Genomic DNA, 26,425 nt, shown 5'->3' on the forward strand with positions numbered 1-26,425 from the left:
CGCATCACACAGCGGAGGAACGCATCCGGATCTCCACTCCCGCAGATTCATTCACACCGATAATCGGTGGATTAACAACATCAACGAGATCCGAATTGCGAAAGCCATTGCTCAAGGCGGCCTGGATCACCTTGGATCCCCAGAGCCCTTTGACTCTTGTCTTCGCCGATTGACGTCTCTCCAGCAAAGGGCGGATTGAACCGGATCCCTACGGCAGCGCCAGGTGCAAACCCAAAACGATTGCGGAATGCGCGACTAAACTGACTAACGCTGGGAAATCCCCAGCGTTCCGCGGTCCGTGTCACTTCTCCGTGCTTTGGAGCTGCCTCGGCGAGATCGCCGAGCGCACGCTCCAAGCGTCTGTTCATGATATAGCGGGCGATACCGCCATATGGGGAAAAATCCCTAAAGATAGTCGCGCGCGAGGCACCGAAAGCTTGCTGTAGAGTGGTTGCGCAGAGAGCAGGGTCACGCAGCCTTCGCTCCAAGAAATCACGCATAGATCGAGCTCTGGCCCGCTGCACCATGTCTTCGCTTTGTGACATCGCACCACCTTCCAGCAAGCCACGCACCAATCCGGCAAAACCTGAAGCGATAGTGCTGGCGTCTTCGATGGTAGCTTGGTAAAGCTGAGAATACGTCGTCTCCATAGCGGAGCTCAAGATGCGCCCGGCAGCGCTATCCAAACAGAAGTTAGTCTGAGCGTTCATTTGACCTGGCTGGAAGTCGATGGCCGAGTGGGGCATGTACACGCCAAGCTCCGTTATATCTCTTACGGCCATGTCGATAGGCCGTGAGTAGTCAACAACCGTAAGTATTCTTTGACCCGAGTTTTCAAACTCTCCGGAGTTGCTGCTTAAGAACTGGTTGCCCGTCGTGTACTTTATTCGCACAAACCCGGACACATCACTATCCAATTGGCGCCGATGTCGGCTCAGCAACAGGTTGCGGGACCGTGTTTTGGAGAAAACGACGTTGTCGGCACGAAAAGCGGTGGTCTGCAAAAAGCTCTGGCCAAGATCGCCGTTGAGAGCTGCAATATCGTACATGTTACGTCGCGATGCGCGCCACTGCTCAATTGCGGCCTTGGAAGATTGTTCAGTCGGCTTAATCCTGTAGTATGGCAAACTCATTTGCTGACTCCGGGCATCCGCTTGAGCGTCGGGCAGTGAATTCGCGCTCACAGACCTACGAAGGTGTTTTGACTGATTGCAATCGACCAAACCACCACAAACAATTGCGCCATTCTGGCTAGATTGCCCGACCTTGCAGAGATCCCAATTGTTAAGCCAAACGATGCAAGAGCTCACTTCGCTCGTTTCTCGATTGCACAATGAAGCAAGTCAAATTGAGGAGCAAGTTAAAGGGAGTTAATCTTAGCGAACTGGTTCGATCAAACCAAATGTGTCCGCATCGCCATTGGCTCAGCACATACCCCGTTCCGGCTACCACTTGATCGAGAGGTCTAAGCCGGTAGTACGGGCATTTCAGTTGTAACTCAGGGTTTGTATTGGCACCGGACCGGTTGGCTGCAGGCGACCAAAAATGGCTTGGACATGGAGAGACTGCTTCACTTACTTCGAAGCTCGCCTCTCAAACATGTGCATGCATTTGCGGCCTTTGCTTGCCTCAAACCAGATCAAAAAGATAAATTTTTTTCAGAAAACTACTAAAAATTTGGCTTAACTTATTTATAATAAAGTAAAATTTTTAAATAGAGACCTTTAGATTAAATTATTATTATTCATATTGACTTTTTTTGCCCTGCGATTATCCTATTCAACGGTGCAAAGTACTGCCACTCACACTGCGGAAAGGACTGGCCTTGACCCCCTCGGCCAGTCCTTCTCCACCGACCTAATAATCAAAAGTATTCTAGGCCTAACCGGCCACTCTCTTTGCGTTACGTGCGTGGGTTTACCGCAAAAGCTCAGACCTTCTCTGCCCTCGCTCAGCAGGCAACGAGGTGTTAACTCCGTATGTAACCCTTTGGCGCTTGGATTAGCAGGCGGGTTTAGGTTTCCTAGAGCACCGAACCCCGTCCTTTTTCAGAAGTGAAAATCGACAGGTGAAAAGCTCTCTTTGCTCTTTAGGGTGTTGGGCTCCTAGGTCTGGCACGAAGCTCCGAATCGGTGCGCGATGAAGAGATCATATGGCAATGAGGGCACCATACTCAAAACAACCCAAGGGATTATCGTGAGCACGCCGGCCTTTCGGGTCACTGCAGCAAACGGTATCGAACACGAAGCAATGCACAAGCCAATGATTAGCGCAAGACCGCACTAAACCTTAACAAGCTGAAGGCCTCAACAGCTATGACAAGAGAGCCGCCAAACTTAACCACAACAGCGGAAACGGTGTTTACAAACCTCTTTCCCGTAAATAGATATTTTAGTCATTATGACTTTTATTGACAATTGTAGCAATGTTGGTTCAGATCAAGTGTCGGCCCGGGCCTTTAGTCCACGCCTTACCTGCCCGAAGGTGATCGGTGGGTGATTTCCAGGGCTGATAGAAAGGCTGGGTCAAGCCGCTCGCGGGGAGAGCGGTTTGACCCTCCGTGTATCACCGGGGCGGATTTGCCGGCGCGTCCGATTCAGGCACATCCGCCCGGAATTTCTAGTCGATTGGTAGCATCTTGGACATAGGGCCAAGCGTGTAGCGTTTGGCTTTGCAATTGTCGGCGAACTGAAGATAGTCTTTTTCGACCAAGGACCGCAGCGTCCGGTTGAACGTAGGCTGGCTCATGTCCTGCAGAATGCTGTGATTTCGAAGATCAGCTGCTTCAACGACATCGTCGTCAGAGTAATCGGCAATCAGACGAACAGCATAGAGTAGATGTAATTCATTCTTTGGCAGTGAAGCCAAACCAAGGTTTCTTTCCAGCTTTGTCAGCAAATCTCGAACCTGCGCAACGGCCAGTAGTGAAGTGTTGTTCTTCATAAATCAAAATCGCTCATTGTCTTCCGAATGGACTGCTTTGTGTTCAACAACGGCCAACACCGCGATGAGCTAAGCCCTCCGCACATGCCCGAAACCCGAAGCTCCAGCGGTCCCATTTCCTTGCGCAGACCGCAGATCGGAAATCGTAGCTATTATACGAAATACTAGACTGGACCATGATTAAGTTTTGTTAATGGCTCTGAGGTGACGTTATCGTGCCTCGCATTGCCGAACGCGCGGCACGACCATGAAGGGTTCCGCGCCGCCTGCCCTGCAAACGGCTTGGTTGATGCATCTCACGGCGCGGCTCACCGTGTCTTCGGATCTCCCGTCTGATTCACAGGGTTAAAGTGAGATTTCCTTGATGAGCGCGTGGGCCATCAGATCAGGCGCCTAGCCGGTGACAGTTTCCCGCTGGTTCACGGTGAGTGTGGCAAACAGTTCCGCAAAGAGCTTGCTGGTATGGTCCACCAGCTTTGACTTCTTGCGCACGCGGCCCCCGCCCCACCGATGACCTTTTCGATCAGCTTAAACTCCGCATAGTCGCGTGCAAAATCCGGAGACTGAGCAAACCTAGGCCCACATTTCGTGTGCGGATATGCGCCATGTCATCGGGCAGTTTTGCTGAGATTCTCGGAGCTTTCGGTGTAGCTGCAACATCCTCGCGTTCAGTGGTCGAGCTGCCAGTGGCGATTTTGGATGGCTCTCCAAGCCACCCAACGTTGGGTCAGCGCATCCAGTTTTGAATACCCGCAAGGTTATGCCATGCGCGACCGCGAGTTCCCGGATCGCTACCACTCCACAAATTACCGTCCGGCCCAAAGTCCAGAGGGTCGCTTCGAAAGTTTGCAAGTTCCGAAAGTTGCGTTAATTTGCTACCATCCACTGCCAGTTGTTGTGCTGGTAACGGCAGCCGCAGTCCCAACCGCCGCGGCAGCTGCCGCTGTCACAGCAACCGCCGCCGCAGCGGCCGTGGTGGTCACAACCCCACCGGCAACTTTTTCCAGATCATCTTCGCCAAGCTCGCCATCGGCTTGCAACTCTTCCTGGAAAGAAACGATGTCTTCCTTGGTCCAATTTAAACCCACGGATGCTGCATGCGCAATCTGACCGTCCAGATCCGTGGCGCCGATTTCTTTGGCTTTGGCGCGCAGTTCTGGATCTGCGGCGTAACGACGAGCATACTCCTTCAAGTTTTCAATACCCACGTCAAACCTCCCATACATCAGAAAAGTTCATATTGATCTTTTTAACGGGGATGCCTGCCGTTGGCCACTTGAAACGATCTGTAAACGACAGGTCTAAATCGGGCTGATACCTGATACTGCCGAAAACCAGCGCGCCGGTCGACGCGCTGGCCGGGAAAGTGCTCACGTCGCAGCGGGCATGAGCGGGATGATGCGATAGTAACCGGTTTCGGTATCCTCGTCACGGGCCGCTTTGCGGATAAAACTGCCGTTTGTTGAAAGAACCGCAACGTCCGCTACGTATTTGGTGGGAAAAGTATCTGGGATTGGAAACACTTGTTATGCCATCATCTTTGGGTTCCGGAACCGCCGAACTTGATCATCTCTTTCTGGTAGTAGCGGACGAAAAAACGGCCACGAAGATGATGGAGGATGCTGACCTCAGGGTGAATTACCGACGGGTCCATCCCGGGCAAGGAACAAGCAATTTATGTGCCTGTCTGGATGACGTTTTCATTGAGTTGTTGTGGCTCGATGGCAGCGAAATCAGCGATGAGACCGAGGCTATCACGCTATCATCAAGAGCCCGCGGTAACGGTTCACCGATTGGAATTTCATGGCGTGGATTGTCACCCTTTGAAAACCAAAGCGGCGGTACGACACCTTATTTTGCGCCCTTCTTGCCAGAAGGGGTAAGTATCCCCGTTGCAAAAGCGAGCCTTGATCCATCGCTACCATTCGTGTTTCGCACGCCTGGGGGTACACCGCCAATCAAACGTACTGACGGGTTGGTAGGGGATCGGCAAGCCCCCAAGCTCGCAACTTTGGGCCGTTGCGAAGTAGTAGTACCAAATGCGGACTCCGTTCGGGAGCTTCTGGCACCTTTCGATGGTGTCAGCGTGCGATCTGGCGACCCTGCTCTTAAGCTGACCTTGTTGCGCTCAGATGGAACCGTTGGATTAAAGGTGGACTGGACACTTTAGGTTGGGCCGAGAGCCGTCGTTCGTGCACCTCGCAGCATCGGTCGGTTTGGGCTCTAAACGGACCTAGGCTGTAAGGCCGGTCAACAGCGGGGAACGCGGGACTTTGCTGCCGATTGAAGTATTGGTCCCAATGTCAGGTTTGAGTTCCGCTCAGACGCCTCTTGACTTACGTTCAAGTTAGTTTAGTGATTACTAAACAGTTTAGAGATGAATGAAATATCGTGAGCACCGACGCGACTTTCTCAGCACTCGCGCACCCCGTCAGGCGTGAGATGCTGGACAGACTTCTGGATGGACCGGCTACGGTGAGTCAGCTCGGTGCAAATCATGGCATATCTCCGGGAGCGATTTCCCAACACCTCCGGGTGCTTGAACAAGCAGCCATGATCCGCAGGACATTGAATGGTCGGCAACACCACATCGAACTGGACGAAAGAGGCTTCCAACCGGTCTTAACTTGGGTGGAAAAGTATGGCGCATTCTGGGGTGCCAATCTGGAGTCGTTGGGCGAGTTCCTAATGCGCGAGAAATCTGATGAGCAGTGATGCTGCTTCTGATGTCGATGAAGTCAAAGTCTCGGCCTGGTACGCAGTGGGTGTTCGCCAAGTATTCTCAGCCTGGGCTGAAAGGCGCAAAATAGAGAAGTGGTTTGGTCCTAAAGGCTTTCGCGCCGAAGTCCTCGAGATGGACTTCAGGATCGGCGGTCGCTGGCGCTTCAAGATGATCTCGCAGTCCGGAGATGTCTCCTATCATCGAGGTCATTACCTAGCTATCGAACCTGACAAATTGCTGTCGTTCACATGGGAAAGCGAAGAAGACATTGGTCTGACAGATGGGCGCGAAACGCGCGTAACTGTCCATTTTTCTGAGGAATCGGGTGGCTCATTAGTGACGTTGGTGCATGAACGACTTCCCACACTCCAGGCAAAGCAAGCTCTCGAATTTGGATGGTCGAGCGGTATGCCGAAACTTCGGCGACTTTTGGAAGGGCAGCAGGATGGCTGAGATTATTCGTGGAGGCTGCGCCTGTGGCGCCGTGCGATATGAAGTTCGCGCTGAAATTGAGTTCTCGTTCAATTGCCATTGTCGCAAGTGCCAGAGAGCGACTGGCGGTGGTCATTCCTCGGCATTCGCGGTCCCAAAAGTTGAGTTCAAATACTCCGGGACAATCAGGGAATTTGCTTCCCCAAGTGACAACGGTGCAATCACCCACGCCGGTTTCTGCCCGCAATGTGGTTCGCCGATGACCAGCCGCACTGCGAGGTTTCCTGAGCGCATATACATACATGCCGCCACAATGGACGAACCTTCTAACTTTACACCAGCATTCGTAGTTTTTGGCGATGCGGCGCAGCCTTGGGACCTACCAGACGATCAACTGGCGAGTGCCCCGCGGTAAGATGAGCATCTTGAAGCAGAAAAAAGCAGCAATCGACAGCGGATTGGGAAAACTAGAATTGGAGCCGATGGTGTCCGCGAAATCCTTTGTAAAAGAATACGAACACGCTCTCGGCACTCAAGATTGGAACTCCGTTGCGCCGCTCATCAGCGACGACGCGATAGTGATCTTTTCGAATGGCTCCTTGCATACGGGGAAAGAGGCGATCAGGGCGGCATACCAACACAACTTCAACACGATAAAGGGTGAAGAGTACCGGATCGAGAACGTTCACTGGCTGGCGGAGACTGCGGACGCCGCCGCTTACAGTTTCGAGTTTCATTGGACTGGTGAAATTGAAGGACGGGAAGCGTCCGGTTCGGGACGTGGCACTGCCATATTGGTTCGCATTGATGACCGTTGGCTGCTGGCCGGAGAGCAGTTGGGGCCAAAGTCGTAGCAGCGGAACGCTTTCTTCGGCTTTGCAGCGTTTGGTATGCCAGGGCTCTTCATGACCATCGGAGCGACCGCAGCATCCTCCGGCCATGCTCGGATCATGTCGATGATGACGGCCCTTTCCGGACCTTCATACCATAGTCTCCATGCTGCGGCGCGGCCCGTCGAACCTGCCGTTCGCTGCGAGCACAAACTCAAATGCTGCCTGAACTCGCGAAATGCGGACAAAGCGAAACTTCGCCGCGCGCGCACCAACGACCGATTTGGTGTTGCAGCTAATCCAGAAAATGGATTGCAAAAAAAGAGGGAGATGCGCCATGAAGGTCCGCGGAATAAAGCAATGCGATTTACTCACTTGCTTATCTTCACTTCGGAGACCAAGCCACCTAAACGTCTCGATGTTCCGAGTTCTAACTTCGCGCCGTAGGCGGCCAATAAATCCACGCAAATAGAGAGGCCCAAACCAGTTCCCTCTACAGAAGTGTCCAAGCGACTGCCGGAACGAAGAATCTCAAGCCTTTGGTCTTCTGGGACTCCAGGCCCGTCATCTTCAACGCAAATTTCGATACCCCTATCTGTGCGCTTTGCTGTGATTTGGAATGTTTTTCGGCTCCACTTGAGTGCATTATCGAGGAGATTTCCGATTACTTCCTCGATGTCCTGAGGGTCAATTCGGACGTGAAGACCGGTCTCACAATCTGAAATAAGCGTTTTTCCCTCGCGTTCCGCCATAACCGAGAACAGCCGGGACAGTCGTTCGATCGAGTTCGACAGGTCTGTCCTAGAATGGGTTAGCTCTCCAGTGTTTGAAGCACGCATGCGCGCGAGCGAACGGCCAAGCTGAGCGTCAATTCGAGACAACGCCTCTTCCGCAGGCTCTGTGTGTACGCCGGCGTCAGACAGATCTGCCAATTCGTTTCGCAAGATGGCTGTCGGCGTTTTCAGAGCGTGCGCCAGATCCGCTGCCTGCCTTCGCGAACCGGAGACGATCTCTCGGTTTCGATGCAGCAGTTTATTGAGGTCTTCTACCAGAGGCGATACCTCGTCCGGGTAGTCTGCGGGCACCAGTTCATCACCCCGATCCCAGCGATGAGCGACATCGGCACGCAACTTCCTGAGGGGGCCGATAATGGCGGACATCAACAAAAGCGAACTGGCCACTCCGATCAAACCGATCAATCCGAAAACCGAGAGCAGGTATCTTTGTGCGGCACTGCGTTCGTTGATCAGTTGGTTCCTGCTTTCGGCGACAGTTACACCCCACTCCGTTCCGTCTTCGAACGTAATTTTTTGATAGACGCTGCGAACGGCCTCGTTGTCCGGACCTGTAGTGTTCCAAATGATTGTTTCGCCACTTGCGCGCGGAGGTTCGGAAATCGTTTCGTCAAAAAGCGAGGCAGAGGTATAGATGGCGCCAGTACCGTCTGTTACTTGCCAATACCGCCCTGAGTAGGGCGTACCATAGGCCGGGTCGAATACAAACTGCCGCAAGGTTTCAGGGTCATCCGTAGTCGCACTTAGGCCAACGACAACTTGCGTATGATGGTCTTGCAGCGCAAGGTCGAACTGATCCAGGACGCGCGTATTGATATAGGAAAACACCACCAGCGTACCAACGCCTACAGACAACGCACCAGAGGCGATACCTCCGAGCAAGGCCCGTTGGCGTAACGACAGCATTAGGCAGGATCAATCATATAGCCCCGTCCCCTGACGGTTGTGATCAAATCAGAGCCCAGTTTTTTGCGCAGACGCGTAACGAATACAGCGATCGTGTTGGAGTCCCGGTCGCCGTCATATTCGTAGATGTGTTCGGACAATTCTGTACGCGACACCATCCGACCGATATTATGCGCAAGATAAGTGAGCACCGCGATCTCTTGCGCAGTCAGATCGACCGGGATGCCTCCGACGCTGACCCGACCGTTTCTGGTATCTAACACCACATCCCCCATTTCGATTACAGGGTTCAGCTGACCGCTTTGCCTGCGCAAGATCGCCCGTACCCGTGCGGCCAGTTCAGGCATGTGAAATGGCTTTGTCATATAGTCATCTGCGCCCGCGTCCAGACCGTCGACACGTTCGCTCCAGCCATCTCGGGCCGTCAGGATCAAGACCGGGGTTTTGACGCCCGCGTTACGCCATTCCCGCAGGACCGAGATACCGTCGCGTTCGGGCAGGCCGATGTCGAGGATAATCATGTCATAAGGTTCAGTCGACCCAAGATGCAGGGCATCCGTACCATTGTTTGCCACGTCGACCACGCGGCCCTCGGAGCCCAGAAGCTTTTTGACTTGTTCACAAAGCTGGGGTTCATCTTCAGCAAGGAGAATTCGCATATCCGGAGACTATAGTTAAAATTCGGTCAGCTTCACTCTATTTTTTATCGGCCATTGCCGTTTCCACCGCCGTTGCCGTTACCGCCACCGTTGCCATTGCCACCGCCATTACCGTTGCCGTTTCCACCGCCATTACCGTTGCCGTTTCCACCGCCATTGCCGTTGCCGTTGCCGTTTCCACCGCCATTGCCATTGCCGTTTCCACCGCCGTTGCCGTTACCGCCACCGTTGCCGTTTCCACCGCCGTTTCCGCCACCGTTGCCGTTTGCAACGGTGTTAGAAACGCTTTGACCAACACTGTTATTGGTTTTGGCGGCTTCGGAGATTTCGCGCCCGATGCTTGAATTGTTCGACACGACGGTGCCGGTTTGGGCGTCCACAATCACGCTGACGATCTTTCCGCCCGGCTTCTTGACCAGAATGCGATAGTAAATCTTGTCGGCTTGGAAGGCGCGTGCATCAACGGGTGTCCCACCGATGGCTTTTTCCACACCTTTGATGACGCGTTTCAACCGGATTGCGCTTCCCGACAGAGTTGCCATGCGCAGTTCAGACTGTTTGAGTTCGCGTGCATCCGCCGCCGCTTGTCCTCCGGACAAGGCGCTCAGCAACGCTGCAACCAACAATAAAGCTTTGGTCTGCATAGAACCCTCATACTCTTGGGCCGAGACTACAGGGCCGGATGTGAACCGGCGATGAACAAGCAGTTAGCCCTGCGTTCAAGCGCGCTCAGGTTAAATGAAATCCAGCGTAGTTGAGTCGAACACGGATCAAACGGCCAGGACACGGTGTCTAAGTTCTGTTTTTCGATAGCTGTTGCTGTGAATTCTATAGGAGATTGAGATGAACATGACCAAGTGCGGACTGTTGAAAGCCTCGACAATAGCGATTGCCCTTTTAGGTTCGACGGCCATTGTGACCACTGTTGCAGCTCCTGATTTTGCTTATGCCAAACAAGGCAATGGCAATGGTGGTGGGAATGGCAACGGCAATGGTAACGGCGGCGGAAACGGCAATGGCAACGGCGGTGGGAACGGCAACGGTAATGGCGGTGGAAACGGCAACGGGGCGAAGGGATCTAGCGGAGATCACGGCGCGGTTGGCAAGGGTGCCAGCGGAAGCAAGGCCGGAAAATCCGGGGCAGGAAAAACAAAGTCTCGCTCTGCTGGGGTTGGTCAGAAAAAAGGCGGTGGGTTCTCTCTGAAAGATCTGTTCAGTGGGAAAAAGAAAGCCCGTAGAACAGAAGCCGCCGCGACGGGTGCTAACAAAACGCACGGGACCCTTAAGACCAAGGCACCAAAATCCTCAGCGCAGACGGTCATTGTGGACGAGTCAAAGCGCCCCGTATCTCGTGCCAAGGGCAATCGTATGGCCGCGTTGCTTGGTGCCCATCCATCGGAACTGGGCGCGCTGAATGCGGCCAACGCCAGCCCCACTGCACTGGCCAATGCTGCGCCGAATTCGCGCGTTGGCAGAATAGCCACCTACCGAGACACGGTGTTGGCCGGTGAACCCTTGCGTGAGGATCTGGTCGAGCAGCTAGAGGTTTTAGCAGGGCTGGAGCCACCGGAGCGCCCGTTGCAAGATATCGAAGATGATTTGGAAACTGCGCTGACTGAAGTTCAAGAAAACCGGGACAAAGTACAAGAGCTTGAACAGGCCTTGGCTGACGCAGGCGGAACAGATCCCGATATCGAAGCGCAGCTTGAAGAGGCTCAGGCCGCTTTGGAGGCCTCAATTGATGAAGCGCAAGACCTGAACGACGAAAGACAGGCTGCCATCGATTACAATGACGCGGTCGAAGAGGTGGAAGAATTGACAGAGCTTGTTGAAGAACAGGACCTGGCAGAACGCGAAGCCTTGGAAGCGGCGGCCAACAAACCTGTAACTGACGCCGTCGAAGAACAGGTCAAAGCCCTTTTGGGATTATAACCCGAAGCCTTTAGGTCCTTGTTGATCTACACTTTGGGCGTGCCGACCGCAGGCGCGTCCATGGATGTTTTGACGATTTTTGAAGCTGAAACTCGTCTTCTGTTGATAATGTCACCCGTCCAAAACAAATCCCACCCCAAATGATGGGGTGGGATCGGGGGACAATTCTGATGTTTAGGGTGAATATCGAGAATTGTTCGGGGGGGTCAACTGATCTGCCTTCAGGCGTTCTGACGAGCCTCGGAGAGCCGCAAGCTTTTGGTGATCTCGATTAGTGCATTTTCGATAGGAGGGAAGCGACCACTGTTCGAATTGATCAAGGTTTGCAGACGCTCGTCGGCAGCTTTGCCGGAGGTCTGCATTGCAGCTGGTGTGCCACAGTCTTTAGTCACAAAGGCAGGCTTGACCATGTTGTTCCCCTTGTTTTCGTCAAACGATACACATGTCGTTCGATCCAATTCAGGGACTATGACTCAGCGTGGTTGAACGCACCGAGAATATGCTGTTCATGTTCGGTTAATATTGTTTACGGAATAAAAACAGATGAATTCCGGTCGCGCGACCGTTCGATTGCTCCCTTTTAACTTGACGGTTTGGAAGGTCGCTAGGTGGGGATGACGCATCAAACGCACAATCGCATCAGATCAGAAGATACCAGCCGCAAGCCAGTCTCCGCCTATGGGTTAGGCACACCGTGACCGGAAGCATACTTAGAATTTGAAGGCAAATGAGGCCCCAAAGATGAAAACAACGTTAGTAATCGCAGCAACACTATCTGCCATTCAGACTGCGCCGGTTGCGGGTGCGCGTTTTGACTTACAGACCCTTGGGCTTGGACAACTTATCGATTCACATACAGCAGTGCGGCCTGTTCTCGTGAAATCGAAGGCGGGACACTGTCCACCTGGCTTGGCCAAAAAAGCAACTCCATGCGTGCCGCCAGGTCAAGTAAAACGATATCGGGTTGGGGACTACATCTACGATGGGTATGTGCGCATCGACAATCCCAGCCGATATGGACTGCGGCGAAACGGCTACTATGTGCGTGCTGGAGACTATGTTTATCAGGTGAACCAAGAGACGCACGAGGTGTTGAATCTGATAGGTGCCATAGCTGATATTCTTAACTAGCTACCTTCATCACTGACAAAGCATCGCTCGGTTTTTTGCCGTTCGGACGCAAATCGTAAACGGGGCAACAGGGCTCTCTGCCGCCTTTGAGGCCCCCGCAGCATGTTGGGCTAAATGCCAGTTGGCGCGGTGATGGCGGCCCAGAGCCGACATCCAACCCGCCATATTGATGCTGCGGTTGCAGCTCGCTTTGCAGACTTTCGCGGCGTCTATGCGGCGGTACCGAATGCAATCGATCAAATCGTAAGACTTTAGTGCTTGAAGTAAGACTAACCATGAGCACCCAACCTGGAAGCGCTGAAACTCGTGTCGATCTTAATGGAGGTGATCCGTTTGACAGGCCCAACAATCCATTGATTATGTGCGCATGACCAAAGCTCAACGACCGCCAAAGCCAAAACCCATGCCGTACACCCCTGAGTCGGACCGCTACGAGCGGATGGTGTATCGGCGATGTGGGCGGTCCGGTATAAAACTCCCTGTTGTCAGCTTGGGGCTGTGGCACAATTTCGGCGCAGACTCACCGCACGAAAACAAGCGCGCCATGTGTCGTGCAGCGTTCGACCATGGGATCACTCACTTTGATCTGGCGAACAACTACGGTCCACCACCCGGTTCAGCCGAAGAGGCATTTGGCGAGATCCTCAAAACGGATTTCGCGGGTTACAGGGATGAGCTGATCATTTCCTCCAAAGCAGGCTACGACATGTGGCCGGGACCTTACGGAGAATGGGGGTCGCGCAAGTACATGATTGCGTCCTGTGACCAATCACTCGCGCGCATGGGGCTTGATTATGTCGACATCTTTTATTCCCACCGCTTTGACCCCGACACGCCGCTCGAAGAGACAATGGGTGCCTTGCATCATATCGTACGGTCGGGTCGCGCGCTCTACGCAGGTATCTCGAGCTACAACTCCCAACGCACGCGCGAGGCGGTGAAGATTCTCAACGATCTTGGGACACCTTGTCTGATTCACCAGCCTTCTTACAATCTGCTCAACCGTTGGGTGGAGCGGGACGGTTTGCTCGATACCCTTGACGATCTTGAGGTAGGATCGATTGCCTTCACGCCCCTGGCACAAGGCATTCTTACGTCGAAATACCTGCGCGATATTCCGGATGGCAGCCGTGCCACACAAGGAAAGTCGCTGCTCGATGACATGATTAACGAGCGATCTCTGGCAAGTGTCCGTGCTCTGAACGACATGGCCGAAGCTCGTGGTCAGACTCTGGCGCAAATGGCTCTGGCCTGGGTGCTCAGAGGTGAGCGCGTGACCACCGCACTTATCGGCGCGTCTCGGCCGGAACAGATCGTCGACTGCGTAGGCGTTGTTGATAATCTCGACTTCAGTTCTGACGAGTTGAAAAAGATCGATGAAATCAGTTCGGAAGAAGATATCAATTTATGGGCAAGGTCGTCAGAAACAGAATGACCAATCTTATAATTGCAAAAACCCGAGAACATTTGGAACTTGAGGTCATTGTCGGCTGCAGCTTCTGCAGCTCGGCTAAATAACCATCAAGACTAACCGGCCCTTTACCGACATTCAGCACGACATAGAAATTCTGCGGGCGCAGCCCGCTTTGCTGACATTCGCTGCAAGAGCGAGATGAACTCACAATCTGTAAGACAGAACTATTGCCAGGAGAACCGACCAATTTTCCAACCTGCGCTCCCAATTGCCAACAGAAGGAGATCGGGCGAGGAAGAGTTTTCATTGGCCATATCCGCAGTGCGCCAGCGAGAGCCTGGCGGCAGTGGCCGTTCAAGTGCGTGGTATTCGACTAGTGAAGCTGGAATACGGCGTTGTAAACAGATCGACGACGGACGGAAGCAAGGCAATTGGTGGTCAGGTCAATAACTCTGTTCCATTCTATCGCTCTCCAATGGCGAAATAAGTCTTGAACCTCACGTGGCGTGAGGTCGTATCGATTGAACCATGTCACGAATCAAACTCTTAAAAGTTGGACAGTTAGCCGAGCAATCCGGTGTCACGGTGCGCACGCTGCATCACTACGACGAGATCGGATTGCTCAAACCAGCCATGCGCGGTGGATCAGGCCGACGGTTATACGACAAAGACAGCGTGTTGCGGCTTCAGCAGATCCTGACCTATCGCACGCTTGGTCTCGCATTGGATGAGATAACGCAGCTTTTAGACGACCCGTCGTTTGACCGCAGGGCGGCTCTTCTCGCGCAACGGCAGGCGGTCACCGATCAGATCGCCCAAAACGAGGCATTGATCCGCGGCATTGATGAAGCGCTGGCTCTGATCGACCGCAATACACGAAAAAACTTGGATATGACAACGCTCTTCGGCGGGTTCGACCCGTCTCAGTTCGAAGATGAAGCTAAGACACGCTGGAGCGAAAGTGAGGCCTGGACAACATCGGCAAAGCGCAGCGCCAACTACACTGAGGCGGATTGGGCGCAATATCACAAGGAGCACAAGGCGCTTTGCAAAGGCTTTGCTGAACTTGCCCGAGCAAACGCCTCAACAAAGGGTGTCGAAGCGTCGAGGCTTGCGAGGGCTTATGCCGATCTGATCAATCGGTGGTTCTATCCGTGCGATGCAAGCCACTTGGGAGCACTGGCTGATATGTATGACGGCGATGCAAGGTTTCGCGATACATTTGATAAACACGGGGAGGACACCGCAAACTTCGTGATCGATGCCTTTCGGTCCCTATCCAGTCTGAGCCAATAGCGCATCAAATCACTTCTATGTGTTTGTCTGCGGAGAATGGTTTTCCAACCCGCAATCCGCGGCTATTATTTTGGTTTTTGGTTCGTGACGTTATCATTGGTGTTTTCATGAAACTTTGTATCGATGGCTGGCTGATTGATCTGGCCGCCAGGACCGCACTAAGAGGCAATCATTCAGAGCAGCTTTCGCCACGCGCGATAAGGCTATTGCAGGTTCTTGTCGACGCTGACGGAAAGGTTGTAGAGCGCAATGCGCTGCTGAACCGGGTTTGGCCGCATGTGGTCGTCAGTGATGAAAGCCTGACACAGGTTGTCTCGGAATTGCGTCGCGTGCTCAAAAACCGCAATCTTATCGCAACCGTTGCGCGCGGCGGTTACCGCCTGAACGTGCCTTTTCAACAAACTACAGACGACAAAGGAGTGTCTCACCAGCCTCGGGATTGCCCCATCTTATCGTTGGACGCCTATACTCTAAGCCTCGAAGCGCGAGAATGCTTTGAACGCGGCGGAGAGGGCGACTTTAGGTCGTACTTTGATCTTTCGGCCCAGGCAGCAGTGGCGGCCCCTGAAAATGCAGAAATACGTGCTCTCCATGCAGAAGCACTATTGAAACGACACATCTACTGGTCTGATGGCGCCATGCTTTTGGATTGGACGCTTGAGGAAGCTGGTGCTGCGATCCGGCTCGATCCCACGAGCGCCAGGGGTTATCTGGCAGACGCTTCCGCCAGAATTGCCATTGGGTGGGTCGAGCCAGGTTTGCGCTCGTTGGAAACCGCATTGGCATTTGGGCGCGATGACGCAGACATTCATCTTGACGCGGCAAAACTTGCTTACACAATGGGAAACAGCCGGGCCGCCGCTGCACTAGCCATTCGTGCTGCGACGCTTGCTCCAGAGCAGTTTGAACCCGATTTTCTCGCTGCGCGTATTTTGGTCCCATCCGACGTCTACCGATCGCGCTTGCATTCCGAGCGTGCACTGCGCAAGGTACAATCGGAGTTGTCCCTCAATCCCCATTCCATGAGAGCGCTCTACACGCTCGGCCCTCTTCTCGCGATGCTCGGTGACCATCGTGCCGCGTTATCCAGCGTCGAGAGCGTGACGCATCACGACTCTCCGCTAGAGTACAACCGCGCTCTTGCCTTTGCGGAGATTGGGGATGTGTCTTCGGCGATAGAACGACTTCGCTTTCTTGGTCTTCGTGGCTGGCGGCATGCTTGCATCCTTGGTCAGGAGAGTAGTTTTCGCCGCGTGACTGCGGCTCCGGCATTCAGGGATCTCGACAAAGAGCTTATGGCCGTCTGAGCTACTTCAGACCAAGCGCTATCATTTCAATAGCGCAATCCAGCCTTCAGGTTTCTTTCAGCTTTCCTTCAGGAGTTGAATGGCTCGCCGGGTTAAGCCCGAGGCGAAGCGGGCCGTACGGGCCGTATCGTCCAATGCCAAAGAAGGAGCTATTATGCCGCTTTCAATCAACTCTGAAGCACCAAACTTTCTGGCCAACTCGACGGAAGGGATGATCCATTTCCACAATTGGGTCGGAGACAACTGGTGCGTTTTGTTTTCCCACCCGAAGGATTTCACGCCGGTCTGCACGACTGAACTTGGTGTGATGGCCCGCACGAAGCCCGAGTTCGACCGCCGCGGTGTCAAGCTGATCGGCCTGTCGATTGATCCGGTCGAAGATCACAACAGGTGGTCCGATGATATTCGGACCGCTACAGGTCATGCACCAAATTATCCGCTGATCGGGGATGCCGATCTAAAGATAGCGAAACTCTATGACATGCTGCCGGCGGACGCAGGTGACGCGGCATCGGGGCGCACCGCGATGGACAATGCAACGGCACGCACGCTGTTCGTGATTGGACCGGATAAGAAAATCAAATTGACAATCTCTTACCCGATGACAACGGGTCGGGATTTCAACGAAGTGTTGCGCGCCATCGACAGCCTTCAACTGACTGCGCGCCACCAACTTGCGACACCGGCGAACTGGGCCAAAGGCGAAGACGTGGTGATCGTACCGTCGGTATCGGATGACGAGGCCGCCAAGCGCTTTCCCAAGGGATGGAAGGCTCCGGTCCCCTATCTGCGTCTCGTTGAGATGCCAGGCTGAAGAAAACCCAAGGAGAAAAGGATGAGTACCAATCTTACCCGCCGTTCGTTCGGTGTCTTGTCAGCCAGTCTGACTGTCATCGCTCTACCGCAGCTCGGATTTGCACAGGCAACGCAGTACGCCAACCCAGGCCTGCTCACTGAGGCTGCGGACTTGATCGCCGCGATCTCGCCGGTCGTTGAAAGTGCTACTTCGCATGGCGATATCGGTCTGGTCGTGGTCGACGTTCGCACTCGTGACGCCTATGAGGCTGGTCACATCTCCGGAGCAGTTCATCTGGACCCGAACGCTGTCGTCGCGCCCCACAGCCCGATCGACGGATCCCTTCGATCAGTCCAAGAGATCGAAGCCATTATTGGCAACCTTGGCATAGATGCAGACAGCATCGTCGTGGTTTACGATGATCGCGGCGGATTTCACGCCGCTCGCATGTTTTGGCTCCTTGAATATCTCGGGCATCAGAATGTCTCCATTCTGAATGGTGGGTGGACGGCGTGGCAAGTCGCTGGCGGACCGAATTCAACGAAAGTCTCAATACCAGAAAACGCCATTTTCCAGGCTGCACCGAGCCCCCGGCGCCATGCAACGGCCGAAGATGTCTTAGAGCATCACGGCGCACCGGATGCGGTACTTATCGATGTCCGTCCAACACATATGTTTGATGAGGGTCATATCCCTTGGGCTCTGAATGTGCCTTGGTCGAAGAACCTCGACGAGGATGGAAAGTTCCTGCCCGCCGATGCGCTGATGGCGCATTTCGAACGCCACGGTATTGCGCCTGAGAGCAATTTGATCATGCATTGCCAGAATGGCCTCGCTTCGTCGCACAGCTACGTTGCGCTGCGTCTTTTAGGGGTCCCACGAGTACGGGTGTACCATCGATCCTGGGCGGAGTGGGGCAGCGATCCCTCCTTGCCGAAAGCCACATCCTGACAAAGTGCGCGCCCATTCCAACGGGCGTGTACAACGGATAAATTCACGGCGGAGGAGTTTGCGCAGTGAAGACGGTATTGCCATGTGGATCAAACTGCCTACGTCCGGTAACAAAGGTGGATGCTGGGCAGCTACTGACCCTCTTGACGACGCCCGAAGTGCAACGATTTCTCTGTGATGACAAGATTCTGACGCCACCCGAAATCGCAGCATTCCTTGCAGACAGCAACAGTCGCGACCCGGAAGGTCTGGGACTGTGGGTGATTGAAACGGAGACGAAGGAGATCGCGGGCATCGTCGGCCTGATGCCAGTGACTGGCCCTCTTGAAGATATTCCAGAGCTGGCGGGTGGCATTGAGCCAACCATTGCGCTTGGCCCCCGATTTTGGGGGCAAGGGTTGGCCCACCGCGCCTTGGCCGCCGTGATCGACCATGCTCGCGATACCCTTTGCCTTTCCAAGCTGGTTGCATCCGTTGATGTGCCAAATAAAGCGTCGCACCGTTTGCTTCAATCTTGTGGCTTCCAAAAGATCGGCAGGTCCAAGGGCGTCGCCTATGAGTTAATACTCTACGTGCTCCCGTTGAAGCAGCCCGTGGCAGACTAAGCCCGCGATGACACCCGCAAGCCCCTTTGTGTTCTTCGTCCTAACCGGCGTCGTGAGCCTTCCTTTTTGGGCACTTGGCACACTGACCGATATTCGGGTGTTACCTACGCTTCCGCTAAGCTCACTTATGGTGGTTGCTCCAGCCATGGCGGCCTCCGTTCTGGTTCTGCGTTTCGGCGGAGTTCAGGCGCTCAGACGATTCTGGAGAAGGTCCGTTGACGCCACTGCGATGCGGCCATGGGCATGGGTTGTCGCAGTTGGTACGATGCCATTGGTGATGGTCCTATCTGGCGTCTGGCTTCTCGCAACGGGGCAAGACCTGCCAGCCCTTCAGTTGGATCCGGGCAAACTACTAGTTTTGTTTGCACTGTTTCTGTTTGCGGCGACGGTCGAGGAACTCGGTTGGACGGGCTACGCCGCGCGCGCGCTTTATGTCTCGCATGGCTTGCTTGCTGCCGGTGCTATTCTTGGTGTCGCGACCGTCCTGTGGCACATCATTCCCCTGTCGCAGGCAGGGCGCACGTGGGAATGGATCGCGTGGTGGTCCGTCGGCACGATCTCCCGCAGAATCATCATCCTTTGGCTTTTCGTCCACGGCGGCCAGAGCGTGTTCGCAACCTCGCTGTTCCACGCCATGAGCAATCTGAGCTGGATGGCGTTCCCTGTCATGGGATCCCATTTCGATCCGCAGAGCGTCGCGGTAATAATGGTCTTGATCGCGACACTGATCTTGGTTTGTCACTGCGATTAGCAAGCCGCTGGCGGCTTGCTGACGGCCCAAATGTATGTACCGGCTGCTGTTCGCAAATGATTTCTAGCATGTTCTCGGAAGTCGCTCATATGTATCCGGCCTGTTGATCGACACGCGGGTCGTGGCCTTGTTGGGGTTACGCTCGCACCGTGATCTCATTAGCGGACAGGTCGGTGTTGACCATTTGGGCCGTCAGATTCTGGGGGCGTAGTTTTTCCGTTCCATGCTTTCGATCTATCGCGAACTCCTTTGGGTTGCCTCAGGTTCTCAAATACCGTCAGCAACCTCATCTCTCGGGGCGTCGAACGCCGTTTTGTGCCTCAGAATGCTCCATGCCATTCGCGCGAGCTTGTTAGCCAGCGCGACAGCAGCCTTGTTTCGATGCATGCGCTCTGAAGCGCGAGTCAACCACTCGCCGAAGCCGAAGTCCGGCCAACGGTGCGGTCTCATCATGATGATCTTGGCGGCCTGAACGAACAGCATCCTCAGATACCTACTGCCGCGCTTCGATATGCGTCCAAGTACCGTTCGTCCCCCGGTACTGTATTGTCGGGGCACAAGTCCGACCCAGGCCGCAAAGTCTCGACCGCGATCAAATGCGTCTCATGCGTGGCGATATTTCATCCTTGCGTTCTTCAAGGATAGTTTCGAATGAGCTCTTCAGGGCGCGTAGACCTTTGCGCACTGTGATGCCCTGTTCGATCAGAAAGGCGCGGATCTGATTGATCGTTGCCGTCCGGCGAGACACTAATCGTGATCTGACCCGGTGAAGCGCTTGAAGATCGAGCTGATCCTGGCTCTTCTCAGACACGGCTTGGAGATTAGGCCGAAGCGCGGCCTCGGCGATTGCCTCTGCATCGTTGTAGTCGTTCTTCTGACCTTTATTGAACGGCTTCACATAGATCGCCGGGATGATCCGGGGCTCGAAGCCCATCTCGCGCAGTGTCCGGCTGACAAAGTGGGCGCTCAGGCATGCCTCCATGCCCACGATACAGCGCGGCAGCTTCTCGAACGTCGCCGCCAACGCCAGTCGCTTGATCTGCTTGCGCAGAACCCGCTGCCCAGACAGATCAAAACCCACAATGTGGAATGTGTCCTTGCCAATATCGATGCCAACCGACATCAGCTCATCAAAGTCTTTCTTCGCCATGCTACTTCTCCAGTTTGCAGAAATAGGCAGAGCCTAACCTGCTGGGTGAAGCAGCCGGTACATCCCATTACCGGACCTTCGGCAATATCTCCGGCGCCGCAGTTCAGCCTACCTAGACCGGCCATTCGCTGCACGTGCAAAATCTCAATTAGCCTGAATTCACGGATCGCGGGACACATCGGAAATCGCGCACAATAACCGATGACTAAGGCACTTTGATCCGATCGGCATCCAAGGTTGACACATCCGTAACGTCGCATCACCTTTCCGAAAGGTTAAGTGCGTTTGAGTAGGAGTATTACATGCTAGGGTTATCGCACCCGCAGGCACTCACCCGCATTTCGGACCCTATACATGGAACCATTCCATTGACGATCTTTGACCGAGACTTTGTTGATCGCCCAGATTTCCAACGGTTGCACTACGTCCTTCAACAGTCCGTCAGTTTCGTTGCCTTCCCTTCGAACAAGAACACTTGGTTTCCGCATTCTCTCGGAACGGCCCACACCGTAGCCAGGATGTTCAGCAGTGCATTGTCGAACGCAAGTGACATCGACTTATGTGCATAGACACCCGAATGGATAAAATGAACGGATAGTGCGTGTTTTCTGAGAGAGCGTTTTTTGGCAACCACCCGCTGAAACGAAGAGCTTCAGTGTTGCGAGCACCAATCCGATCCTGCTAAGAAGATCGCAGAAAATGCAATTGAAAACGGTGCTGTTCCCCGACAGATTCTGGCGCGTTCCGCGGAAATTCTTGACAACAACACTATCCGCGAAGGAGCATTGTTCTGCACGAACTCGATCATCACCTCAGATACGAAAATCGGGAAGTTCTTCCATTTGAACATGAATTCTTATGCTTGCCATAATTGCGCCATAGGGGCCTATTTGACGTTCCGCCTGCCGTCTATTGCCGTGGTCGCGTGTATATTGGTAACTTTGCCTTCTTGGGCACTGGCATGATGGTCAAGCAGGGTGTTGAATCCAATCCATTGATCATTCGCGAGAGAGCGGTGATCGGTGCCGTCGTGACAAAAGATGTCCCGCCCCATACAACGGTGATCGGCAAGCCAGCCGGACCTTTGGCGAAAGAGTAGAGATGGCATACTTTCGAAAAAAGAAACGTCGACGCACTAACTCCTTTTGCCAGGAGCTTGCGCGAGACAGGTTGCTGCTGGGGCAGATTGCTTCCCGACAGGTCCGCAGTGTTGACCGCGTTTCGTGCTTGTCGGACGTAGAGTTCACCGCATTTTCACAATGGGGCGAAGATGGAATACTCGAGTGGATCGTTCATCAGGTTGGCGATCTGCCCGAGAGTTTCATCGAATTTGGCGTTGAAGACTATCGCGAGAGCAATACCCGTTTCCTCCTGCAGAACCGCAACTGGCGTGGGCTGGTGATCGATGGGTCGGTGGAGAATATTAAGAAAATTAGGTCCGACGCCCTGTCTTGGCGCCATGATCTGACCGCGCGTGATGCCTTCATCGACTGCGAAAACATAAATAGGCTTTTCGAGGAAGCCGGATTTGCGGGTGAGGTTGGGCTTCTCAGCATCGACATTGATGGCAACGATTACTGGGTCTGGGAGGCAATCACTGTCGTGAACCCGGTAATCGTAGTTGTCGAAACCAATGCGGTTTTTGGGGATGTGGCGGCGGTAACTGTGCCCTATCGCAAGGACTTCGAGCGTACGAAAGCACACTTCTCGAATCTGTTCTTTGGAGCGTCGCCCAAGGCGCTGGAGCATTTGGCGAATGAGAAAGGGTATCAACTGCTTGGCACAAACAGTGTCGGCAGCAACGCGTTCTTCGTTCGGAATGAAGTGGCCGAGCGCATTGTACCAAGGGTGTCCGACCGAGTTTTTCACCCGAGCCGCATTCGAGAGGCGCGCGACGTTTCAGGCGCTCTATCCTATTTGACGGGTCCCATGCGGACCGAGGAAATAGCTCACATGGAAGTTGTCAACGTGGAGTCTGGTGAAACTGCGCCGCTTTCGAATTTTGCGCCATTGTTCAGCGAGCAATGGACACAACGACTTGGCCAAGGTTCCACAGAATGAGCTTCATCCCAATTTATGCGCCAGACATAGGGGCACGTGAGGAAGCCAATGTTTTGGATTGTTTGCGGTCGACTTGGATCTCTTCCAAGGGAAAATACATCCCCGAGTTTGAGCAGGCTTTTGCCAAGCGCGTGATGGTTCCCCATGCAACGGGTGTTTGCAATGGAACCGTCGCGTTGCACTTGGCGCTTGAGGCTTTGAGGATCGGGCCTGGTGACGAGGTTCTGGTACCAACGCTCACCTATGTCGCGACGGCGAATGCCGTGGTTTACACGGGCGCGACGCCGGTGTTCGTGGATTGCGATCCCGAGACCTGGCAGGTCTCCGTTCCGGATATGGCTGCGAAAATAACGTCCAAGACCCGCGCAATCGTGCCGGTCCACCTATATGGCGGGGCCTGCGATATGCACGCAATTATGACTCTCGCAAGAGAGAAAGACCTGCATGTCATTGAAGACTGCGCCGAGGCAATCGGAACATATGTCGGCGAACAGCATGTCGGCAGCTTTGGCGACATCTCCACATTCAGTTTTTTTGGCAACAAGACGATCACCACCGGAGAAGGCGGAATGGTCGTGACGCCCGACAAGGCCCTTCATGACCGCGCGCTTCATTTGCGCGGTCAGGGGTTGGCCGCCAATCGCGAGTATTGGCATGACGCCATCGGGTTCAACTATCGGATGACGAATATCTGCGCGGCCATTGGTGTTGCTCAGCTGGAAAGGGTCGACGCGTTTTTGGAACGAAAGCAGGCGCTGTTTGAGGCGTTCCGGGCTGGGTTGGCTGACCTGCCGTTGCAATTTCAGGCCAGCCAGGATGGCACGACCCATAGCCAATGGCTGATTTCCATTCTCGTCAAAACGCCAGATCAGCGAGAGGATTTGCGCGCTGCGATGAAGAAGGATGGCATTGAGACACGCCCTGTGTTTTATCCCCTTCATACCCTGCCGATTTATGCGCAAGACGGTTTCTCCCTTCCCGTTTCCGAGAACATCAGCCTCAGGGGCCTCGCGTTGCCAAGCTGGCCGGGCCTGACGGATCAGGACGTCGAGCGTATTGTTGCATCTATTCGGCAGTTCTTTGGTGGCCAACGCAGATGACCCAGTCGAACCTGAGACCATGCGCGCCGCGCAAGGTGGGAATTGTCCTGGATGGCTTCGTCGATCTTTTGGGCGCTCGTGATTTCATTGTGGCTTTTGTCGACGCGTTGAACCGTTCCAGGGGCGATCGCGAGGTTGTGCTTTTGTTGCGCATACCACCCAAGAAATCTCTGGTGGAACGGGTGCGCTATCATCTTGGCTTTACAGACCTCACAGAACTGGCGCAGGAGAAGTTGACGCCGCTCTATGGGGCCGGGCTGTCAGACAACCAGATCGAAATCTTGCCGCGCGGTGACAAAGCGTTGCAAGGGACTATCGAGCGTCTTGGTATTGACGTCATAGGCCCTCTGACGAAGTGCCCAAAGTCCGATCTTAACGTTCCTTGGTTTGGTTATCTTTACGACTTCCAACACAAGTATTTGTCGGAACTGTTCACCGAAGAAGAATGTCTGGCCCGAGACCAGCGGTTTAGCGAGATCCTACTGGGCGCAAACTCGGTTGTTGTAAATGCGCTGGCGGTGAAAAAAGATGTCGAGAGGTTCTTTCCTGGATTGGGACACAAGGTTGTCAACCTGAGCCTCAGCGCGTCCCCAAAAGAAGACTGGTTCGACTTAGATATTGAAGGCACGCAAACGAGGTATGGCACGGGGTCCAGATACTTCATTGTATCCAACCAGTTTTGGCTGCACAAGAATCACGAGACGGTCATTGAGGCCTTTGCCAAATTCAGCGCCACCCACCCGAATATCGGTCTTGTTTTAACCGGGGATACCTTCGACTCTCGGTCGCCGACCCGGCTTGAGGACATAAACAACGTTATTGCAGAGCATGGCCTGACGGACCGTGTGCACGTTCTGGGACTGATCCCGAAACTTGATCAAATCGCATTGATGCGAGGTGGTATCGCCGTGGTCCAGGCGACGTCCTTCGAAGGCGGCCCCGGTGGCGGGAGCGTATTTGACGCAATCTCGCTCGGTGTGCCGACAATCGTGTCAGACATTGCGATAAACAAAGAGATTGAGCACTTAGTCACCCTGTATTTCAGGCTGAACGATGTGTCAGACCTCGTTGAGAAAATGGAACAGTCATTGGGATTGCCAGTTGGCAGACAGGATGTGGGTAATCTGCTTAAGTCTGGGGCTGAACGGCGAGAGAAACATGGTCACGGTATCTGGCGAGCCGTCGACATGGCCGCGGGCGGTCTTTATGATACTAACCCGAAAGGCGGTCCAGATGGATCGTAGGCAGATGTTGAACCAACAACCACTTTGAGCCAGTCGCGTTCCGACCGCTGAGTTCAAATGGGCAAAAAACAATCGGAGCAGACTACGATGAATACGCCTCCACTCGCTCTTCATAGCTACGCTGACCCTCGTGGCAGGTTGTTCAATCACGATGGGAAACTGCGTCGACTGATCTACAACGACGCGCGAGATTTCTACAAAGGCTTCATCTCCTCTGAGTTGTATCACGATCTCACGCGGGACGGGCTGTTGGTGGACGCGAACATTGTCGACGACGACCAAGACGGTGCACTTGTGATTGAACACCCGGTCATTCACCCGGTTTCCTTTCCTAACGAATGGTCTTTCGAAGGATTGAAGACGTGTGCGCTTATGATGCTCGATTTACAGCAACGCCTTCTGGAGCACGGCTTTTCCCTTTATGATGGCCATTCATTCAACGTTCTTTTTAGTGGCGCGCAGCCGACATTTGTCGATTTCACGTCAATCACAGAGTCCGCACCACGCGGATGGAGCGCCTATCGTGAGTTCCGCCACTATGTTTTGAACCCATTACGGCTCATGGCGGCCGGAAACGAAGAGATTCCCAGGGCGATGCTTGCCCGAGGAAAGGGTGTAAGTGATGATGACGTTGAGCTTCTTGTTGGGCGTGGAAGTGGCCTGCTTGGTAGGCCAAGCCGGTTTCTCAAGAAGAAATACTACAAGATAAAGAGAGACCCGAAAGACATTGTCAAAGGACTGCGGACGTCGGTCGAAAAGCTAGAGTTTCCCAGGAAGACAACGAAATGGGGCGACTATTCTGAGGATTCGCCACCGGTTGATCTTCCTCAGTATGACAACATGAAACGAGAGAGTGCTCGCAAAGTCTTGGAGCAGCTGAGGCCAAAAACCATTCTTGATGTGGCGTGCAATCAGGGATGGTATGCGCGGCTGGGAGAGCACTTTGGTGCAAAAGTCGTCGGCTTCGACATTGACGAACTTGCCATTAACAAGGCCTTTGTCGATTGCCGTAACGCAAAGGTGAATGTACTTCCTCTCGTCATGGATTTCGCCAATCCGTCTCCGGCGCGCGGATTGATAAATTCGGCATATCCGAATGCCATAGACCGTTTCAAAGCCGAGATGGTTCTGGCAATTGCAATTGTTCATCACCTTGTATTCACCGCAAATGTGCATCTTGAGCACATTGTCTCAACCCTTGATGCCTGGACCGAAAAAACGCTGTTGGTCGAATTCATACCCAGCGATGATGCCCATGTAAGTGCGTGGAAGAAGCCTGTGCCGGACTGGTACAAGCTCGACAACTTCAAAGCGATACTCGGGCGTGTATTTAACGAGGTTGAAGAACTCCCGAGCCATCCATCTCCTCGGGTTTTTTTGCTATGTCGCAGATAGAATGGA

At 53.9% G+C, this 26,425-nt stretch carries 26 protein-coding genes and 1 pseudogene; 19 read left to right on the forward strand and 8 right to left on the reverse strand.

What is annotated here, in order from left to right; all coding sequences use genetic code 11:
• Window positions 1–80: 80 nt before the first annotated feature.
• From ACR3E0_RS13775 to ACR3E0_RS13785, 3 genes are all read right to left on the reverse strand, one after another.
• Entirely contained in the window at window positions 81–1,133 is a 1,053-nt protein-coding gene (locus ACR3E0_RS13775) for a helix-turn-helix domain-containing protein (RefSeq protein WP_480479384.1), read from the reverse strand.
• 1,486 nt (window positions 1,134–2,619) lie between these two features.
• Window positions 2,620–2,943 (reverse strand): hypothetical protein, encoded by a 324-nt coding sequence (locus ACR3E0_RS13780; protein WP_480479385.1) that lies wholly within the window; start codon window positions 2,941–2,943, stop codon window positions 2,620–2,622.
• Between the two features lie 875 nt (window positions 2,944–3,818).
• Window positions 3,819–4,151, reverse strand: coding sequence for a Nif11-like leader peptide family RiPP precursor (locus tag ACR3E0_RS13785; RefSeq protein ID WP_480479386.1), 333 nt, complete (start codon window positions 4,149–4,151; stop codon window positions 3,819–3,821).
• Between the two features lie 254 nt (window positions 4,152–4,405).
• Between ACR3E0_RS13785 and ACR3E0_RS13790 the strand changes: the two genes are divergently transcribed.
• The 5 genes from ACR3E0_RS13790 to ACR3E0_RS13810 all read left to right on the forward strand — a co-directional run bounded on the left by ACR3E0_RS13790 (window position 4,406) and on the right by ACR3E0_RS13810 (window position 6,951).
• Window positions 4,406–5,113: a VOC family protein gene (locus ACR3E0_RS13790; RefSeq protein ID WP_480479387.1), complete on the forward strand. Its 708-nt coding sequence runs from the start codon at window positions 4,406–4,408 to the stop codon at window positions 5,111–5,113.
• A gap of 221 nt (window positions 5,114–5,334) precedes the next feature.
• Entirely contained in the window at window positions 5,335–5,658 is a 324-nt protein-coding gene (locus ACR3E0_RS13795) for an ArsR/SmtB family transcription factor (protein ID WP_480479388.1), read from the forward strand.
• Complete coding sequence (locus ACR3E0_RS13800; RefSeq protein WP_480479389.1) at window positions 5,648–6,118, forward strand: SRPBCC family protein; 471 nt, start codon at window positions 5,648–5,650, stop codon at window positions 6,116–6,118. The genes ACR3E0_RS13795 and ACR3E0_RS13800 overlap by 11 nt, the downstream gene beginning before the upstream one ends.
• The gene (locus tag ACR3E0_RS13805) at window positions 6,111–6,512 is read left to right on the forward strand and encodes a GFA family protein (protein ID WP_480479390.1); all 402 of its coding nucleotides are present in this window, start codon (window positions 6,111–6,113) and stop codon (window positions 6,510–6,512) included. The genes ACR3E0_RS13800 and ACR3E0_RS13805 overlap by 8 nt, the downstream gene beginning before the upstream one ends.
• 10 nt (window positions 6,513–6,522) lie before the next feature.
• The gene (locus tag ACR3E0_RS13810; protein ID WP_480479391.1) at window positions 6,523–6,951 is read left to right on the forward strand and encodes a YybH family protein; all 429 of its coding nucleotides are present in this window, start codon (window positions 6,523–6,525) and stop codon (window positions 6,949–6,951) included.
• Window positions 6,952–7,298: 347 nt separating this feature from the next.
• Here the strand turns inward: ACR3E0_RS13810 and ACR3E0_RS13815 are convergent, their stop codons facing one another.
• From ACR3E0_RS13815 to ACR3E0_RS13825, 3 genes are read right to left on the reverse strand one after another with little or no spacing between them, the layout of a single operon-like run.
• On the reverse strand, window positions 7,299–8,627 hold the full coding sequence (locus ACR3E0_RS13815) for an ATP-binding protein (RefSeq protein ID WP_480479392.1): 1,329 nt from the start codon (window positions 8,625–8,627) through the stop codon (window positions 7,299–7,301).
• Window positions 8,627–9,286: a response regulator transcription factor gene (locus ACR3E0_RS13820; protein WP_480479393.1), complete on the reverse strand. Its 660-nt coding sequence runs from the start codon at window positions 9,284–9,286 to the stop codon at window positions 8,627–8,629. Before ACR3E0_RS13820 ends, ACR3E0_RS13815 begins: the two co-directional genes overlap by 1 nt.
• Window positions 9,287–9,330: 44 nt before the next feature.
• Window positions 9,331–9,930, reverse strand: a complete 600-nt coding sequence (locus tag ACR3E0_RS13825) for a PepSY domain-containing protein (RefSeq protein WP_480479394.1) — start codon at window positions 9,928–9,930, stop codon at window positions 9,331–9,333.
• Between the two features lie 199 nt (window positions 9,931–10,129).
• Between ACR3E0_RS13825 and ACR3E0_RS13830 the strand changes: the two genes are divergently transcribed.
• Window positions 10,130–11,218 (forward strand): hypothetical protein, encoded by a 1,089-nt coding sequence (locus ACR3E0_RS13830; protein WP_480479395.1) that lies wholly within the window; start codon window positions 10,130–10,132, stop codon window positions 11,216–11,218.
• 221 nt (window positions 11,219–11,439) lie between these two features.
• On the opposite strand, the gene ACR3E0_RS13835 is transcribed toward ACR3E0_RS13830, so the two are convergent.
• Window positions 11,440–11,628 carry a hypothetical protein gene (locus tag ACR3E0_RS13835; protein ID WP_480479396.1) on the reverse strand — a complete coding sequence of 63 codons (189 nt, stop codon included), beginning with the start codon at window positions 11,626–11,628 and terminating at the stop codon, window positions 11,440–11,442.
• A 331-nt stretch (window positions 11,629–11,959) separates the two neighbouring features.
• On the opposite strand from ACR3E0_RS13835, the gene ACR3E0_RS13840 reads away from it, so the two are divergent.
• From ACR3E0_RS13840 to ACR3E0_RS13875, 8 genes are all read left to right on the forward strand, one after another.
• Window positions 11,960–12,349 (forward strand): hypothetical protein, encoded by a 390-nt coding sequence (locus ACR3E0_RS13840; protein ID WP_480479397.1) that lies wholly within the window; start codon window positions 11,960–11,962, stop codon window positions 12,347–12,349.
• 403 nt (window positions 12,350–12,752) lie between these two features.
• Window positions 12,753–13,784 carry an L-glyceraldehyde 3-phosphate reductase gene (gene mgrA / locus ACR3E0_RS13845; protein WP_480481045.1) on the forward strand — a complete coding sequence of 344 codons (1,032 nt, stop codon included), beginning with the start codon at window positions 12,753–12,755 and terminating at the stop codon, window positions 13,782–13,784.
• Window positions 13,785–14,291: 507 nt separating this feature from the next.
• A complete protein-coding gene (locus ACR3E0_RS13850) occupies window positions 14,292–15,059 on the forward strand; it encodes a MerR family transcriptional regulator (RefSeq protein ID WP_480479398.1) in 768 nt (255 codons plus the stop codon).
• A gap of 23 nt (window positions 15,060–15,082) precedes the next feature.
• A complete protein-coding gene (locus tag ACR3E0_RS13855) occupies window positions 15,083–16,366 on the forward strand; it encodes a winged helix-turn-helix domain-containing protein (RefSeq protein ID WP_480479399.1) in 1,284 nt (427 codons plus the stop codon).
• A gap of 154 nt (window positions 16,367–16,520) precedes the next feature.
• Entirely contained in the window at window positions 16,521–17,180 is a 660-nt protein-coding gene (locus ACR3E0_RS13860) for a peroxiredoxin (RefSeq protein WP_480479400.1), read from the forward strand.
• Between the two features lie 21 nt (window positions 17,181–17,201).
• Window positions 17,202–18,113 carry a sulfurtransferase gene (locus ACR3E0_RS13865; RefSeq protein WP_480479401.1) on the forward strand — a complete coding sequence of 304 codons (912 nt, stop codon included), beginning with the start codon at window positions 17,202–17,204 and terminating at the stop codon, window positions 18,111–18,113.
• Window positions 18,114–18,178: 65 nt separating this feature from the next.
• A complete protein-coding gene (locus ACR3E0_RS13870; protein ID WP_480479402.1) occupies window positions 18,179–18,718 on the forward strand; it encodes a GNAT family N-acetyltransferase in 540 nt (179 codons plus the stop codon).
• 7 nt (window positions 18,719–18,725) lie between these two features.
• On the forward strand, window positions 18,726–19,469 hold the full coding sequence (locus ACR3E0_RS13875) for a CPBP family glutamic-type intramembrane protease (RefSeq protein WP_480479403.1): 744 nt from the start codon (window positions 18,726–18,728) through the stop codon (window positions 19,467–19,469).
• Between the two features lie 267 nt (window positions 19,470–19,736).
• Here the strand turns inward: ACR3E0_RS13875 and ACR3E0_RS13880 are convergent.
• Window positions 19,737–20,619 (reverse strand): annotated as a pseudogene (locus ACR3E0_RS13880) (IS110 family RNA-guided transposase).
• 925 nt (window positions 20,620–21,544) lie between these two features.
• Here ACR3E0_RS13880 and ACR3E0_RS13885 point away from each other — a divergent pair.
• The 5 genes from ACR3E0_RS13885 (at window position 21,545) to ACR3E0_RS13905 (ending at window position 26,419) form a co-directional block, all read left to right on the forward strand.
• Window positions 21,545–21,718, forward strand: coding sequence for an acyltransferase (locus ACR3E0_RS13885; protein ID WP_480479404.1), 174 nt, complete (start codon window positions 21,545–21,547; stop codon window positions 21,716–21,718).
• Between the two features lie 128 nt (window positions 21,719–21,846).
• Entirely contained in the window at window positions 21,847–22,680 is an 834-nt protein-coding gene (locus ACR3E0_RS13890; protein ID WP_480479405.1) for a hypothetical protein, read from the forward strand.
• Window positions 22,677–23,780, forward strand: coding sequence for a DegT/DnrJ/EryC1/StrS family aminotransferase (locus ACR3E0_RS13895; protein ID WP_480479406.1), 1,104 nt, complete (start codon window positions 22,677–22,679; stop codon window positions 23,778–23,780). Before ACR3E0_RS13890 ends, ACR3E0_RS13895 begins: the two co-directional genes overlap by 4 nt.
• 182 nt (window positions 23,781–23,962) lie before the next feature.
• Window positions 23,963–25,024 (forward strand): glycosyltransferase, encoded by a 1,062-nt coding sequence (locus tag ACR3E0_RS13900; RefSeq protein ID WP_480479407.1) that lies wholly within the window; start codon window positions 23,963–23,965, stop codon window positions 25,022–25,024.
• A gap of 57 nt (window positions 25,025–25,081) precedes the next feature.
• Window positions 25,082–26,419, forward strand: coding sequence for a class I SAM-dependent methyltransferase (locus ACR3E0_RS13905; RefSeq protein ID WP_480479408.1), 1,338 nt, complete (start codon window positions 25,082–25,084; stop codon window positions 26,417–26,419).
• Window positions 26,420–26,425 lie beyond the last annotated feature (6 nt).

The sequence above is a fragment of the Ruegeria sp. AJ12 genome (genome assembly GCF_056536245.1).